The following is a 15,081-nucleotide window of genomic DNA, read 5'->3' as shown; positions in this document are numbered from 1 at the left end:
ACAAGCCATGAACTATATTTCGACGGATTTTCGTATTCAGCATTTATCTTACTATAAATTGGTCATTCAAGCTGGTCATCAGGAAGAAGTCTTGATGATATTGGATGAACATAATACGGTGCAAGCGTATATCCGTTATGCTGCAGCAAATCCTACTATTGATGTGACCCGTTTGTTGGCCTTGCCTTTTCGTCATGTTTCAATTTTAATTCCGCAGCATAGTTTGACTTTTGTTCCGGCAGAAGCCTATCAAGAAGAAGATGAAGATATTTACGGCGAATATCTCGTGAATAAGAACGATCAGGATATTTATACAGTAGATATGCTGCGTTTTGGTTCGCATGCGATCTATCAGTTAGATTCTTTATTGTATCAACGGTGGTTTGCTCTATTCCCAGACGCGTCTTATTTGCCAGTCTTTCAGGTTCTTTTTGATCTTATTCCTGAGCAACAAGCTGGGCCATCGACACAGTTGTTTGTGTATGAGCAATCTAATTATACACACGTAATTCTTTTAAAAGAAGGTGAATTTCTATTCTACAATAGTTTCTATGTAACTAATGCCGAAGACCTGGGCTATTATGTGCGGCGCATTATGAGCGATTTTGCGATCGATTCTTTGGATGAGATCAAGTTGTATAACTTGACTAGAAATCATCCTTTAATGACATTTGTGCAGCATTATTCGAAGCAAATCGATCGCGCTGAAAGGAATGATGCTGACGCGAATACGAGCATCGTACACCCGAGCTCGCCACTGTTTGGTATCTTGTTTCAATATGAGATATGCGAATAATTGGTGGTCGTATAGGCGGAATACGAATAAATCCGCCGGCTAATCTTCCCGTGCGTCCGACGACAGATATAGCTAAAGAAGCATTATTCAATATTCTACAACATCGGATCGATTGGGATGGCACTACCTGTTTGGATTTATTTGCGGGGACAGGAAATATCTCTTTCGAATTGGCATCTCGCGGAGCAAAATCAATATTGTCGGTCGATGCTCATTTTAAATGCCTTAAATATATTGCCGAAATGGCCAAAGAACATAAGCTCAACGGCATTAGTACGCGTAAAGCAGATGTATTTAAATTTGTGCAGCAGGAGCAAGGGGAATACGATTTTATATTTGCTGATCCACCATACGATATCGACCGATTGCCCCAGCTAGCTCATATGATTTTGGATAACAATTTATTGAAGCCAGACGGAATTTTGGTTATTGAGCATCCTTCCACAAGGCAGATGATGAGTCATCCTTTGTTGCGCGATATCCGCAAGTATGGATATTCGTCTTTTAGTTTCTACAGTCATGCCGAACTCTAATTTCTAGCCTTACGATGAAAAAAATCGCTGTATTCCCTGGTTCTTTTGACCCATTCACCAGAGCTCACCAAGATTTGGTGCTGCGTGCTTTGCTGTTGTTCGATGAAATCATTATCGCCATTGGCGTTAACACGTCCAAGCAAGGTTTGCTACCCTTTGAGGTTAGAGAGGAAGCGATTAAGGCCGTTTTTCTCGATGAAGAAAAAGTTCAGGTGCAGCGTATTGAAGGCTTGACCGTCAACTTTTGTCGAGAGGTAGGTGCACGATATATGTTGAGAGGATTGCGTAACGGGATCGATCTGGAATTTGAAAACGCTATCGCACAAAATAACCTGATCCTTGCTCCAGAAGTAGAATCTTTCTTTTTATTAAGTAGAAGCGGATTGGGACATATTTCGTCGACTATCGTACGTGATATTTTACGTCATGGGGGCGATGTATCTGCATTAGTGCCCGATGCGATTCTACCATTTTTAAATACGACCGAATAAAGAAAATGTATACTGCTTAACTCCGCAGTATACGCACTTTAGTGCCTTTGATCTTACCGTTGTTTCCTTTTTGCAATATAGTTGTCACGCTACTGCGTGTCACCGCTACGAAGGCATTTTTTTCTTTAATTTCAATCATTCCAACATCGTCTTTTGCTATGCCTGGTAGATTAAGTAAATAACCAACAATATCGCCTTTGCTTACTTTGTCGCGTTTACCGGCAGTAAACATCAAGGTTGTCATTTTGCTGTTCGATGGTAGTGGATATTCGTCTTCCAAAATTTCTTCTTCCATAGCGTCGGTTAGGTATGGAAAATCATCATCGGGCTTCAATAGTAGATATACAGTACCTTTTGCCTGCATACGTGCGGTACGCCCGTTGCGATGTACAAATGCATCTTGCTTGTAAGGCAATTGATAATGAATGATCGCATCCACTTCTGGAATATCCAATCCACGAGCGGCCAGATCGGTGGTTAGCAGAATATGCGTGCTTCCGTTACGAAATTTGAGTAATGCCAATTCGCGATCCGATTGCTCCAAACCTCCATGAAAAACATCGTGGATGACATCGCGATCCGCCAATAATTCACTTATATGATCTACTGCTTCGCGATGATTACAGAATATCAATGTCTTCTGTTCGCTACCTAACTTACAAATCAGTTTCAATAAGGCTTTTAGCTTGTTCTGCGGACTTGCCGTTACAGTGCGGAATGTTAAGTCCGGCGCATATCCCTTCTCATGCAGATAATTAATGGTTTCTACATTGTTGAGCGTTAGGAATGGAGGGATTTCTTCTAATTCCGTAGCTGAGGTCAGCATCTGAAAAGGCGAACCCGTTTCGCTCACGATTTGTTCCATTTGCTCATGAAACCCAAGCTCCAAGGATTTGTCAAACTCATCCAGTACTAAAGTGTTCAACTGAGTCAGATCAATAGTATGACGTTCCAAGTGATAGATGATTCGTCCTGGCGTACCCACCAGTATTTGCGGTGCCTCTTTCAACTTATTTTTCTCGGTACGTAGATCATTACCACCGTAGAGACATGTGACTTTAGGATGGTTAGGCATTTTGCGCAATACTTGCTCAATCTGCAATGCTAACTCGCGCGTGGGAGCGATAATTAATGCTTGTATTTTTCCATTAGCATCATCTTGCAATCTCTTTTGGATAATCAAGGAGAACGCAAGCGTTTTTCCACTTCCTGTAGGAGACAGCAAAAGCATATCATTAGCAGCGTTGTACGAGCTGGAAACCGTTTGCTGCATTTCGTTTAATGCGGTAATACCTAAATTGGCTAAATACTGTTGTTCTCCCATAATAGGCAAAGGTAGCACAAATTCTGAAAGCAGGAGTTAGGTGTAGTTGGTAAACTGGTGTTTTAATACGGGGAATAGGCAATCGTGTTTTACATAATAATTAGCATCAGCGAAGAAAAAATGACCAAACTCATAATGACCCAACGAAAATGCTGTTCTTTTAACACTTGCACTAATTTGATACCAATCAGTCCACCTAAAAGGATAAATGGAATAGCTACGATATTGATCATTAAGCCCGCGATCGAAAGATTTTGCCACACAAACGCTTGTAGTGGGATCTTAATATAATTGAGTATCATGATAAACCAAGCACCTGTAGCAACAAATGTTAGCTTCGACATGCGCTTGGTAAGTAAGTATACCGATAGCGCAGGACCTGCCGCATTACCGATCATCGTGGAAAAACCAACAATAAATCCAAACAAGGGCGAATACCACTTCTTTGCAACCAGTTCTTTCGTACTTTCCTCTGTCTGCCTGGACGACCAAAGCATAATGCCCACGCCGATAAGAATACAAATGCCCATCGCTAGTTTAAATACCTGATCGTCAACGCTGTTTCCTAGTGCCAACCCAACAAGCAGACCAATAAGTGCGGAAGGCAATAGCTTAAGCACTTCAGACCAAATCAATGATTTCCGATAATAAATCACCGCTGTAAGATCTGCCATACACAGCATGATGAGCACAATACCTGTAGAATACTTAGCACCAAATAGTAATGCAAAAAATGGCACCGCTACGGTGCCAATATTTTGTATACCGGTCTTGGACATACCAATAAGTACGGCACACAATAAATATAAAAGCCAAGCTTGTGGTGTCGGAAGAAGCTGCTGCGTAGCTTGCCAAGCGGTCTCAAACATGTTATTTCAACAATGATATCACCGTAGGTGCATTGATATCTCGGTAATCTCGAATGTATGCGACGCAAGGCGGCAATTCTTCTTTTTGGTGCGATGTGAGTACGCCGGTTACTTTCATACCGGCGGCTGTACCAGCGGTGACACCTGAAAATGAATCTTCAAAAACCATCGCACGTTCTGGCGATACACCGAGCAACTCTGCCGATTTCAAATATACTTCTGGATGAGGTTTGTGAAGTTTCACATCTTCACTAGAAAGCGTAGACTGAAATAAATCGCGAATGCCCAATGCATCCAACACCAAATCCATATTCGCACGCGGTGCAGAAGTCGCTACACCAAGTAAAAAACCATGCTTTTTGAGATCGTGCAAAAATTCTACTAGCCCATATACGGGTTTAGCAGCTTCTTTATAAATCTCTCGGAAAAGTCCTTCTTTCTCCGATTCTAAAGTTGCAATTTCTTGCGGTGAGAAAGGTTTTCCGAAGAAATGCTGCATGATATAGCTATTGTGCTTACCATACATGTGCTTCTCGAATGCTTCCTGGGTGTATTCTACTTGGTATTTGTCAAAAAAAGACTCGAAAGCTTTCGCGTGATAAGGATTGGTGTCGGCGATGACGCCGTCCATATCAAAGATTACTGCCGATTTGTTGGAGCTGGTATGTTCTGTGTGCAAAGACATGTAATTTGGTTTTAAAATCAATCAAACACGGTGGCGAGCTGCATAGTCCGAGATAAATCATGTATGCTTACTGTGTTGGATTCACGACGCAAAGATAGGTGAATTCGCGGCAAAATTCTAATGCATCTGAATGTAAAACAAGTATTTCAAACTTGTCGTACCAATCTACTTGTCCTAGTATTGGACAGTATATTGCAGAACCAAATGACAAATTTTTGAGCATATTATATAATTCGAACACTAGGGATTCACGTATATACTTTTCCATGCAAAACTGTTATATTGTAATTAATTTTTTCATTAAAATACAGCTACCATGATTCATAACCCAAATGCCGCCCCGGTAAAATGGCCAAATGCTTTAGTATTGCTGCTAATGGCCTCGCTCACGGTCTTTGCAATAAGCCCGTGGTCAGCATGGAGTTTCGAAAAAGATTCGCCAGCTTACGGATGGAATCTATTTAGTTATTTTACAATTCAGAGCAATATTTTAGCTGTTGTTTGCTATCTGATGGCTGCTTTTTACATCCTAAAACGACAGGACGCTGCCAATTGGTTTAGATATGTGCGAGGTGGAGCAGTATTGTACATGATCATCACTGGCTTAGTCGCCGCTACGCTATTGCGAGAAACGGACATGAATGCCACATCAGATGTGTTTGATTGGAAAAACTTTGTGCTGCACGAATTAGGTCCACTGTTTATTGTACTGTGGTGGTTGATCTGGCCATCCAAGACGGCCACTACGGCAAGGCATGCATTTATCTGGCTGGTTTTTCCATTGCTATGGACATTTTATACTTTTATCCGAGCTTCATTTACGGGTTGGTACCCTTATCCATTTTTGGATCCCGACAAAGTTGGAGGTTGGAGTGGAGTAGCGGTGTACGTTGCAGTTATCACGGTGGGCTTTATTATATTTTCACAATTACTTGCATGGATCAGTCGGTTACGAGCTAATAATTACACATTCTATTAGGTACGAAGTTATTATTCGATTACATATCTAAGGTTGTTTTATGATTGATTGTAAAACACTGTGATTAGGACATATATTTATTATAAATCTCTATAAATTGTTTAGCTGCATATTCTGCAACCGCTTCATTCTTATAAGTGAGCCGTGCTCCGACGCCAGTGGTCGTTCCACCAAATACATACGAATAACCTTTGGGTGATCTGACAGAATAGAAGTACGGAAAATAGGTATGGTTATTATTTTCATTTGATTCCAAATTGGCAGAAGTATTTAAAGCTTTGGCGATAATACGTAATTGCATATAGGCATATACATCTGCGGGTAATGATCGGTGCTCCAGATGAAATGAATGCTCATTAGTACCGTTCGCCTCGCAAGCATTCTTGAAAGTTTTGATGTCCGTATAATCTTTAAAGATTTTTTTCTCTGCTATCAAATTGGCAGGCGTACTGAGCTTAGCACCATTAATATAACGATCGTAAATAGCAACAAACGTGCGTCCAACATATTCTGCCTTCTCCGATGTTTCGGTGCAGAGCCTTGAGCCTACAATCGCACCCGCACTGCCGTACCCAAAGTCACAGTATGAAAATCCAAGTGATGAGTTAATTGATGTGAACCAAGGATAATACCAAAAATCACTGAGTTCATTTCCCTGTCGTACAGCTTGACAAATTACTTCCAGTTCCTTATAAGCTTTCTGTGCGTCATCATCAAAAGCGGTTCGCTGTTCGAAAGAATCCATAGTTTCTCCCAAGTATGCTAGGGCATCACCCAATGACTTGATGTCGGTATATGATACAGATTGATGCATGGCTCGTTGAATTTGTTGCGGCGTCAGATCGATTTCCACTTCTTTTCCTTTGTAAGTAATTTTCTGTTTCATGATAGTAATACTTCATGCATTATCGTATGGTTCGAAGCTACATCAAACAGTAGAATAGATATTCTGCGTCAGTTAGTGCGTACTATTGAATTAGAATAATCTAGCTTTTATGACCAATTTCGGAATGATATTATTACCTGTTTCAGATAGCACCCCACTTTATTGAATTGATAAATTCCATACCATTAGTATAGGATTCAAAAGTCAATAACAAATTGAGATTAGATGATTTCCGATTAAATATTTCATATAATATCTTTTCTGCATTATTTACTTTCAAATTTTACTCTAAATACTCCTTGTAAGGAATGTTGGTAAGGTCATAGTACGTGTGCATACTAATCAGCATGATCGTCAGGATACCGTGATCTTTACCAAGTCCGTTTTGCAAAATTAATTGAGCAAAAATTTGTTGTTGTAAATTACAAATTCTCTTTTAAGTGAAATATAGCAATATATTGTTATATTATCTTGGTTTGATTTAGATTTGAAAAGTGATGGTTTGGCGCATCAAAATAAACAATTTTAAGTATTGAAAGCGATCATTAGCTAACCCTATCACGTATTACAAGCTCCGAAGGGGAGTCTATGTTCAATTTCCGTTTGTGCTGAAGTAATGTTTCCCAACTTACAAGGCTAATGACCATCAATCGCTGTTTTACTAGCATTTCGCCCACAAAGGGCTCACCTCTATGGATGGTAATTCTGTGACTTATTGCATTATGTGCTACGTCTGTCTTGGCTAGCAACTCTGAGTTCGTAAAATTCGCGTCAACATCCCATAAAATTACTTTGGCCTGCGGATTTCCACCAATTAACTTTTCTACGTACGCTAATAAAAACAAATCCTCTTTAAATAATATCGGCACAATAATTTGATCAATCTTATCCAAACCCTTGTCGATTAAGACGCCAACAGGGATGTCTACCTTAGAAAGTAGCCTATTCGTGCGTTCATAAAATTTGTTGCTAAACACAGCGCCTTTGGTCGAAAACAATTTTTCGGGGTTGATCAAATTTGTAGTGAAGCCAATGACTTTTCCTAGTAAACTGCCTTCGTATATCGATTCACTAGTACCTATTAACAGTAAATCATATTGACCTGATTCTACCTCATCTACAATCTCATGATCAATATCACTCGAAATTTTAAATATCGTCTTGATAGGCCTATTGATCTGTCTACTATCATCTAATATTTTTTTGAAGCATTCGATTTCTTGTTCCTCTACCTCATAGTGGTGCAGCTCATTTGCTGGGGCAATGTGTAATGCCGCAACTTGACACTGTTGATTTGGAGAAGTAGCAAGGGCATTAGATAAGCGTAATAATGCCTGACCTGATTCCGTCTTTCCAAATGTAAATAAGATACTGAAACGACTTTCGATTTTTTCTATAAAATCCGGTTTCTCTTTATTTCTAAATGCCCAATTGATCAGATCTAATGCCGGACCGGTCATAAATGTAGTGACCAATGCCATTACCACCATCATCGAAAAAAGTTCAGCAGACAACACACCAAGATCATAGCCAATGTTTAGCACGACTAATTCCATCAAACCACGTGTATTCATCAGCGCACCAATACTTAAACTATCTTTCCAACCTTGCCCCATAAAGCGTGCCGCTAATGCGCTACCAACAAACTTACCGATCACAGCAACTAAAATGATAATTCCAGTGATCAACCACAATTTTGGGTCATTTAAGAGCCCGATTTGCGTGCGCAAACCTGTAAATACGAAAAACAAGGGTAGGAGCAAGACCAGCGCTACATCTTCCACTTTCTCAATAAATAGATTGCGGAATTTGTTGTTTTCGGGCATAATTGCGCCAGCCATAAATGCACCAAATAATGCGTGGATACCAATGACTTCGGTTGTATACGCCGAAAGTATCAACATTAGAAAAAATATAGCTACTACAGGTTTGTTTAGTGTTTCTTTGGTCGAATTGATCTGACCAATTCTGTGTAAGAATGGTCTGATTATTTTAATCATAATCAATACATACGCCAAAGCCAACCCTATGGTATATAATGCCGATACAAATGAACCAGCTTTTACGATAGCGATCACGACGGCCAATATACACCATGCCGTAATATCGTCGGCAGCTGCGCAAGTAATGACGACTGTTCCTAATCGTGTTTTTTGCAAACCTCGCTCTTGCACAATGCGTGCGAGTACAGGGAAGGCCGTAATACTCATAGCAATACCGATAAACAAGCTGTAGGAAAGAAATTGAACATTCTGCGGTGCATAATTTTCATAAAGAAAATACGCTAACCCAATGCCCAATGTAAATGGTAACATAATACTCGCGTGGCTGATTACGATCGCATCCTGAGCTTTGTTGCGCAGTACGTGCAAATCTAGCTCCATACCCACGATAAACATAAAAAGGATAAGGCCAATCTGACTAAGAAACTGTAGATTACCTAATGACTGCTGCGGAAATAGCGCTTCAAAAAAATCGGGAAAAAAAAGGCCTAATAAAGAAGGCCCCAAGATAATGCCGGCCAACATTTCACCAATAACGACAGGTTGCCTGATTTTAACACATATCCATCCGAATAACCTTGCGGTGAATATAATAGCGACGATCTGTATAAGTAATATAGATAACGGATACCGAAGGCTTTCACCAATAGATGCCACAAAATCGGCCCAAGCTCCATTTTCAGAAGTTGGTATAAATACATCGCGACCCGCTTCTAAATAACTTCCTTGCTGTATAATCCAATACATAAAGAAGCTAAAGAAAATAACTATGACGCTGTAGAAAATGGTCGACCGTATATTATGCATGAAATTCGCTTGTCAATTTTTTTGGATAATTCCATATCAAGAATACGAATTAAATGTTAATGCCACTGTCATCGTTTTTCAAATTCACGTAAAATCTTAGTCTTTTCGTATCACAACGGGTCAAAATAATCCAGATCATCTGCAACTTTTTGGGCAAGGATAGAGATCTTTCGTACCTTTGTAGCCAAACTTTACATTTGTACAAAGCATCATGGAATTGAACTTAAGCCGTCCGTTGGCATTTTTTGATTTAGAAACGACAGGGGTTAATATTGCAACTGATCGAATCGTAGAAATTGCCATCCTCAAGATATTGCCGGGCGGCGGTGAAGAGGTTTTGGCGATGCGCGTCAATCCGAAACGTCCAATTCCAGCCGAATCGACTTTTTTTCATGGTATTCGGGATGAAGACGTAAAAGATCTTAAAGGTTTTGATGAAGTTGGTCAAGAGATAGCTGACTTTATTGGTGACGCTGACTTAGCAGGGTATAATTCTAATAAATTTGATGTGCCCATGTTGATGGAGGAATTTCTCCGCGCCAAGGTGCCTTTTTCATTAGAAGGTCGTTCGTTTGTAGATGTACAGAATATCTTCCATCAGATGGAGCAGCGAACACTCAAAGCCGCTTATAAATTTTATTGTCATGAAGATTTGACCAACGCACATACTGCTGAAGCTGATGTGCGCGCTACCTACTCCGTACTGAAAGCACAATTGGATAAGTACGAAGGTGCATCTTTTGAGGATAAGGAGGGGACGATATCTACGCCAGTAGTCAATGATGTGGAAGCCTTGCATCGCTTTACCAACCTTAGCAGACCGGTTGATTTTGCAGGTCGGTTGGTGTACGATCAAGATGGTGATCCAACTATAAATTTTGGAAAGCACAAAGGCAAGAAAGTTGTAGACGTGTTCGACGTAGAACCTAGTTATTACGCTTGGATGCAAAATGGAGACTTTCCATTGTACACCAAAAAAGTTTTGGAAAATATTTGGAATGAGTATCGCCAAGCTCGTAAGGAGCAAAAAAGTACTTCAAAAAAGGATAACGGCGCCGAAGGATCCGTAAGTCAGCCTGCTGCTGAATCAAAACAAAAGGCTGCGCACAACAATCACAATCGGCCACATCAAAAAAAGAAAGCAACCCCAGTTACCAACGACATGTTGAAAGCCCTGCAGGGCAAATTTGGAAAAGAATAATTGTATATCTTATTATATGGAAAGCAAACAAGAAATAGAACACGTACCTTGCCTTATTATTGGGTCAGGTCCTGCGGGATATACCGCTGCAATATATGCTGCCCGCGCAGATTTGAAACCTGTGATCTACACAGGTATGGTGCCAGGCGGCCAGTTGACACAAACGACAGAAGTTGACAATTTCCCAGGTTATCCGCAAGGAGTAACCGGTCCAGTCATGATGGAAGACCTGCGTGCACAAGCGGAGCGATTTGGTACAGAAGTACGATTTGGATATGTCAACAAAGTTGATCTTTCTAAAGATGGCGGTATTCATACTATCGAAATCGATAATACTAAAACAGTTACGGCAGATACGGTAATCATTTCTACTGGTGCGACTGCCAAATGGTTAGGGTTAGATTCAGAGCAAAAATACAATGGTTTTGGCGTGTCAGCTTGTGCGGTATGTGACGGCTTCTTCTTCAAAGGCCAAGATGTCGCAATTGTGGGCGCGGGAGACACTGCTGCCGAAGAGGCGACATATTTAGCTAAATTGTGCAATAAAGTTCATATGCTAGTACGTCGTGATGAATTTAGGGCGTCTAAGGCAATGGTACACCGAGTGCTCAATACGCCAAATATCGAAGTACATTACAACACAGAAGCACAGGAAGTATTGGGTGACGGCCAGGTAGTTACCGGATTGCGTGTACTCAACAATGTATCGCAAGAATCGCGAGATCTTGATATTACCGGTTTCTTCGTAGCGATTGGTCATACGCCAAATACCGATTTGTTTAAAGGCATTTTAGATATGGATGAGACCGGATATTTGATCACCAAACCTGATGCGACTGCGACGAATATTCCTGGTGTATTCGCCTGCGGCGATGTACAAGATCACGTGTATCGACAAGCAATCACAGCAGCAGGCACAGGCTGTATGGCCGCTTTAGAGGCCGAACGTTATTTGGCCGCCAAGGAAGTTTTTGCTTAGAACTTTCTTGTCTTAGCCAAACAAAATCAAAAAAGCGTCGTTTCCTTTAAAAGAAACGACGCTTTTTGCGTTTACTATCACACGAATAAAATTCATAGATATGAAATCACTTCTTTACATGTTGCCTCTTGCAGTTGCCCTATCGTGTACATCGGCCAATAAAAATAAAGCCGTGCCGGATGAAGGTCCAGAGGTAAATCCTGCTATCGATTCACTGCATGCAGCTAGTAACTTTTTGGACTGGCCAGGTAATTATAAAGGAGTAGTACCTGGCGAAGGAAAGGATAGTACTAGTATGGAAATAACAATCAATCGTGATAACACTTTCGCGGTTAAAGTGAACCGTAATGGTGGAGCGGAAACTATTGAGGATAAAGGTGAAATCCAGTGGGAAAGCAATGAAACCTACATCGTACTAAAAGGCAGTAAGGTAAACTATACTTTTAGATTAGGAGACGATGAGATAACATTTTTGGATGATCCAGAGAATGTAGATGAAACTGCGACTGCGAACGAATACCGGTTAACGAAGCAGCAAGAATATGCAACACACGATAAACATCAACGTTTTCCAACAGAATAGACTGTAACAGGTTACTGAAAATTTCTATAAATTTACGTAACTTTGCCCTTATTTTCAGAAGCGCAGCTCTGTAGGCCGCGTGGACTTAATTATTGAAAAACGATGAAATTATCTCAATTTAACTTTGATCTGCCTGAATCATTATTGGCGTCGGAGCCAAGTGAAAACCGTGACGAATCCCGATTAATGGTTCTTCACCGTGAAACGGGGCAGATAGAGCATAAAATCTTTAAAGACGTACTAGATTACTTTGATGACAAGGATGTCATGATCCTAAATAATACAAAAGTGTTTCCGGCGCGGATGTATGGTAATAAGGAAAAAACTGGTGCGACGATTGAAGTTTTCTTACTGCGCGAATTGAATAAGGAACTTCGTTTGTGGGATGTATTAGTAGATCCCGCTCGTAAAATACGTGTGGGCAACAAATTGTATTTTGGAGAGGACGATTTGTTAGTAGCAGAAGTAGTTGATAATACTACATCTCGCGGTCGTACAATTCGCTTTTTATTCGATGGTACAGACGAAGAATTTCGTCGTAATATCGAGATCTTAGGTGAAACACCTTTGCCGAAATACATTACTAGAAAAGCAACACCAGAAGATAAATATCGCTATCAGACCATCTACGCGAAAAACGAAGGTGCAGTAGCAGCGCCTACAGCGGGATTACATTTTTCTCGCGAGTTGATGAAGCGCTTGGAATTGAAAGGAATTGATTTTGCTGAAATTACTTTACACGTAGGTCTTGGAACATTCCGCACCGTAGAGGTAGAAGATTTGACCAAACACAAAATGGATTCAGAGCAAATCATCATCACGGATGAGGCTGCACGCATCGTTAATAAAGCAATCGATGGAAAAAGACGTGTTTGTGCGGTAGGTACTACTTCGATGCGCGCAATTGAGTCGGCAGTATCTGCAGATAAACACTTGAAGGCTAGTGATGATTGGACAAGTAAATTTATTTATCCGCCGTACGATTTTAGTATTGCCAATTCTATGATTACCAATTTTCATACCCCCGAATCAACGCTTTTAGTAATGATTGCGGCATTTGCAGGATATGAGAATACCATGCGAGCTTATGAAGTCGCGGTGAAAGAAAAATATCGTTTTTATAGCTATGGCGATGCTATGTTGATTATTTAAATCGACAAATAATAATAACTTTGAGCGTAAATCCATTTCGATTTACGCTTTTTTTATGGCAAGAAAATTTGTTGTTATCGTGGCTGGCGGGGTAGGTTCTCGGATGAATAGTACACTGCCGAAGCAGTTTCATCTACTAGCAGATCTACCTGTGCTTATGCATACGATCCGTCGGTTTGAGTTAGCAGACTTAGGTCTACATATCATTGTTGTACTATCTTCGAGCATGCACAATTATTGGCGAGAATTGTGCGATACCTATCAATTTACGGTTCCACATCTTGTGGTTGCTGGAGGTACGAGCAGATTCCAGTCCGTAAAAAATGGACTAGAATTTATCAAAAGCACGTTTACTGACAGCAAGTTTAATCATGATGCTATTGCGGTGCACGATGGCGCACGGCCGTTAGTTTCCGTAAAATTGATCCGAGAACTGTTTGAAAAAGTAGCCGAAAGACAGGCAATAGTACCAGCTGTACGAAGTACGAATAGCATTCGCCTTGGTAATAAGGATAAAAGTGAGTGTGTAAATCGCAATGATGTATGGCAAGTGCAGACTCCGCAGGTTTTTGCGGCAACTTCACTTCTCGTGGGATATGAACAAAATGAGGAAGCTCATTTTACAGATGATGCTTCAGTAGTCGAAAAAATGGGCAATATCGTGAGCATCGTGGAAGGAGATTATTTCAATTTGAAAATCACACATCCAGAAGATCTCGATATCGCCCAAATATACTTATCTAGATTAGGTATTTAAAGCTATGCATTGCCACGTATTACACGTAAAAGCACCACGATTATAGCGATAACCAATAACGCGTGAATAATGCCGCCAGTTGCATATCCGCCTAGAAAGCTGATCGCCCAAATAATAACTAAAATAACTGCGATTAAATACAATATATTTCCCATAGTGATTGATGTTTAATAAAACTTTTATTTGTTTAAATGTATCTTATCAACAAATAATCAGCATATAGGTTTTTAAATTATTGCAAAAATCTAGAAATTAGGTTTGAGTAGATATTTATCATAAAACCTAAAAATATGCTCGGCTGCTTCCTCGGCCGTATCTACCATGCGATATAAGTTAAGATCTTCTTCGCTGATATAATGAGTGCCTAACATGGTTTCTTTGATCCACTCAAACAACCCAGACCAGTATTCGCTACCGACCATAACTATAGGAAATCGTGCGATTTTGCCTGTCTGTATCAATGTAATGGCCTCAAAAAGTTCGTCCATCGTTCCAAATCCTCCAGGCATCACGATGTATCCTTGCGAATACTTCATAAACATGACTTTACGCACAAAAAAATACTTGAATTCCAACAACTTATCACGGTCGATATATTTGTTGTGAAATTGTTCGAATGGTAAATCGATATTCAAACCTACCGATTTACCACCCGCTTCATAAGCGCCTTTATTAGCAGCTCCATAATGCCAGGGCCACCGCCCGAGATTACACCATATCCTCTTTCAGCAAGTAACCTTGCAACATCTACAGCCAGTTGGTAATATTTGTGATCGTTTGGCGTACGCGCAGAACCAAAAATAGAAACGCAAGGTCCAATTTCTGCTAATTTCTCGAATCCATCAACGAATTCAGACATGATTTTAAATATCTGCCATGAATCTTTTACTTTAATCTCTTGCCATGTCTTGTTAGCAAAGGAGCGGCTTATTCTATCGTCTTTTCTCATAAAAAATGTCAAACCCTTTTATAATTTCATTAGCCAGATGATGATCGTGGCATAAGCAATATAAGTATTTTCGTTCTTATTAAAAAA

15 protein-coding genes and 1 pseudogene are annotated in these 15,081 nt (G+C 40.3%); 9 read left to right on the top strand and 7 right to left on the bottom strand.

All coding sequences use genetic code 11. The features are described from left to right. Positions 1-7 precede the first annotated feature (7 nt). The 3 genes from A0125_RS03465 to coaD are packed head-to-tail and all read left to right on the top strand — an operon-like array spanning position 8 to position 1,820. Positions 8-796, top strand: coding sequence for a DUF3822 family protein (locus tag A0125_RS03465; RefSeq protein ID WP_197464751.1), 789 nt, complete (start codon positions 8-10; stop codon positions 794-796). Further along, positions 787-1,329 (top strand): 16S rRNA (guanine(966)-N(2))-methyltransferase RsmD, encoded by a 543-nt coding sequence (gene rsmD / locus A0125_RS03460; RefSeq protein ID WP_066752102.1) that lies wholly within the window; start codon positions 787-789, stop codon positions 1,327-1,329. The genes A0125_RS03465 and rsmD overlap by 10 nt, the downstream gene beginning before the upstream one ends. 14 nt (positions 1,330-1,343) lie before the next feature. Continuing rightward, entirely contained in the window at positions 1,344-1,820 is a 477-nt protein-coding gene (gene coaD, locus A0125_RS03455) for a pantetheine-phosphate adenylyltransferase (protein ID WP_066752100.1), read from the top strand. A gap of 16 nt (positions 1,821-1,836) precedes the next feature. Here coaD and A0125_RS03450 read toward each other — a convergent pair whose 3' ends face one another. From A0125_RS03450 to A0125_RS03440, 3 genes are all read right to left on the bottom strand, one after another. Further along, positions 1,837-3,144, bottom strand: a complete 1,308-nt coding sequence (locus A0125_RS03450) for a DEAD/DEAH box helicase (protein ID WP_066752098.1) — start codon at positions 3,142-3,144, stop codon at positions 1,837-1,839. A gap of 89 nt (positions 3,145-3,233) precedes the next feature. Further along, entirely contained in the window at positions 3,234-4,013 is a 780-nt protein-coding gene (locus A0125_RS03445; protein ID WP_066752096.1) for a sulfite exporter TauE/SafE family protein, read from the bottom strand. Between the two features lies 1 nt (position 4,014). Continuing rightward, positions 4,015-4,698, bottom strand: coding sequence for an HAD family hydrolase (locus A0125_RS03440; protein WP_066752093.1), 684 nt, complete (start codon positions 4,696-4,698; stop codon positions 4,015-4,017). A gap of 316 nt (positions 4,699-5,014) precedes the next feature. On the opposite strand from A0125_RS03440, the gene A0125_RS03435 reads away from it, so the two are divergent. Next, positions 5,015-5,677, top strand: a complete 663-nt coding sequence (locus A0125_RS03435) for a Pr6Pr family membrane protein (RefSeq protein WP_066752091.1) — start codon at positions 5,015-5,017, stop codon at positions 5,675-5,677. A 64-nt stretch (positions 5,678-5,741) separates the two neighbouring features. Here the strand turns inward: A0125_RS03435 and A0125_RS03430 are convergent, their stop codons facing one another. Both A0125_RS03430 and A0125_RS03425 read right to left on the bottom strand, forming a co-directional pair. Continuing rightward, positions 5,742-6,563 carry a hypothetical protein gene (locus tag A0125_RS03430; protein ID WP_066752086.1) on the bottom strand — a complete coding sequence of 274 codons (822 nt, stop codon included), beginning with the start codon at positions 6,561-6,563 and terminating at the stop codon, positions 5,742-5,744. Between the two features lie 545 nt (positions 6,564-7,108). Beyond that, on the bottom strand, positions 7,109-9,313 hold the full coding sequence (locus A0125_RS03425) for a cation:proton antiporter (protein ID WP_231863099.1): 2,205 nt from the start codon (positions 9,311-9,313) through the stop codon (positions 7,109-7,111). Positions 9,314-9,584: 271 nt separating this feature from the next. Here A0125_RS03425 and A0125_RS03420 point away from each other — a divergent pair, with 271 nt between their 5' ends. From A0125_RS03420 to A0125_RS03400, 5 genes are all read left to right on the top strand, one after another. Next, positions 9,585-10,574 (top strand): 3'-5' exonuclease, encoded by a 990-nt coding sequence (locus A0125_RS03420; protein ID WP_066752079.1) that lies wholly within the window; start codon positions 9,585-9,587, stop codon positions 10,572-10,574. Positions 10,575-10,590: 16 nt separating this feature from the next. Continuing rightward, complete coding sequence (gene trxB / locus A0125_RS03415; protein WP_066752076.1) at positions 10,591-11,553, top strand: thioredoxin-disulfide reductase; 963 nt, start codon at positions 10,591-10,593, stop codon at positions 11,551-11,553. A 100-nt stretch (positions 11,554-11,653) separates the two neighbouring features. Continuing rightward, positions 11,654-12,136, top strand: coding sequence for a copper resistance protein NlpE N-terminal domain-containing protein (locus tag A0125_RS03410; RefSeq protein WP_066752073.1), 483 nt, complete (start codon positions 11,654-11,656; stop codon positions 12,134-12,136). A gap of 102 nt (positions 12,137-12,238) precedes the next feature. Next, the gene (gene queA / locus A0125_RS03405; RefSeq protein WP_066752070.1) at positions 12,239-13,288 is read left to right on the top strand and encodes a tRNA preQ1(34) S-adenosylmethionine ribosyltransferase-isomerase QueA; all 1,050 of its coding nucleotides are present in this window, start codon (positions 12,239-12,241) and stop codon (positions 13,286-13,288) included. A gap of 55 nt (positions 13,289-13,343) precedes the next feature. After that, positions 13,344-14,045: a 2-C-methyl-D-erythritol 4-phosphate cytidylyltransferase gene (locus A0125_RS03400; RefSeq protein WP_066752067.1), complete on the top strand. Its 702-nt coding sequence runs from the start codon at positions 13,344-13,346 to the stop codon at positions 14,043-14,045. Between the two features lie 2 nt (positions 14,046-14,047). Here A0125_RS03400 and A0125_RS15500 read toward each other — a convergent pair whose 3' ends face one another. Beyond that, complete coding sequence (locus tag A0125_RS15500; RefSeq protein ID WP_116775662.1) at positions 14,048-14,200, bottom strand: lmo0937 family membrane protein; 153 nt, start codon at positions 14,198-14,200, stop codon at positions 14,048-14,050. Between the two features lie 90 nt (positions 14,201-14,290). Continuing rightward, positions 14,291-14,994: pseudogene (locus A0125_RS03395) on the bottom strand (LOG family protein). Positions 14,995-15,081: the final 87 nt, after the last annotated feature.

The organism is Sphingobacterium populi (genome assembly GCF_001586775.1).
GTDB lineage: Bacteria > Bacteroidota > Bacteroidia > Sphingobacteriales > Sphingobacteriaceae > Sphingobacterium > Sphingobacterium populi.
Note: the sequence above shows the minus strand (reverse complement) of the source record. Positions and strands in the feature narration are given on the sequence as shown.

Coding starts and splice junctions, on each gene's coding strand:
- A0125_RS03465 (WP_197464751.1), top strand. CDS start 8: ATGAACTATATTTCGACGGATTTTCGTATTCAGCATTTATCTTACTAT.
- rsmD (WP_066752102.1), top strand. CDS start 787: ATGCGAATAATTGGTGGTCGTATAGGCGGAATACGAATAAATCCGCCG.
- coaD (WP_066752100.1), top strand. CDS start 1,344: ATGAAAAAAATCGCTGTATTCCCTGGTTCTTTTGACCCATTCACCAGA.
- A0125_RS03450 (WP_066752098.1), bottom strand. CDS start 3,144: ATGGGAGAACAACAGTATTTAGCCAATTTAGGTATTACCGCATTAAAC.
- A0125_RS03445 (WP_066752096.1), bottom strand. CDS start 4,013: ATGTTTGAGACCGCTTGGCAAGCTACGCAGCAGCTTCTTCCGACACCA.
- A0125_RS03440 (WP_066752093.1), bottom strand. CDS start 4,698: ATGTCTTTGCACACAGAACATACCAGCTCCAACAAATCGGCAGTAATC.
- A0125_RS03435 (WP_066752091.1), top strand. CDS start 5,015: ATGATTCATAACCCAAATGCCGCCCCGGTAAAATGGCCAAATGCTTTA.
- A0125_RS03430 (WP_066752086.1), bottom strand. CDS start 6,563: ATGAAACAGAAAATTACTTACAAAGGAAAAGAAGTGGAAATCGATCTG.
- A0125_RS03425 (WP_231863099.1), bottom strand. CDS start 9,313: ATGTATTGGATTATACAGCAAGGAAGTTATTTAGAAGCGGGTCGCGAT.
- A0125_RS03420 (WP_066752079.1), top strand. CDS start 9,585: ATGGAATTGAACTTAAGCCGTCCGTTGGCATTTTTTGATTTAGAAACG.
- trxB (WP_066752076.1), top strand. CDS start 10,591: ATGGAAAGCAAACAAGAAATAGAACACGTACCTTGCCTTATTATTGGG.
- A0125_RS03410 (WP_066752073.1), top strand. CDS start 11,654: ATGAAATCACTTCTTTACATGTTGCCTCTTGCAGTTGCCCTATCGTGT.
- queA (WP_066752070.1), top strand. CDS start 12,239: ATGAAATTATCTCAATTTAACTTTGATCTGCCTGAATCATTATTGGCG.
- A0125_RS03400 (WP_066752067.1), top strand. CDS start 13,344: ATGGCAAGAAAATTTGTTGTTATCGTGGCTGGCGGGGTAGGTTCTCGG.
- A0125_RS15500 (WP_116775662.1), bottom strand. CDS start 14,200: ATGGGAAATATATTGTATTTAATCGCAGTTATTTTAGTTATTATTTGG.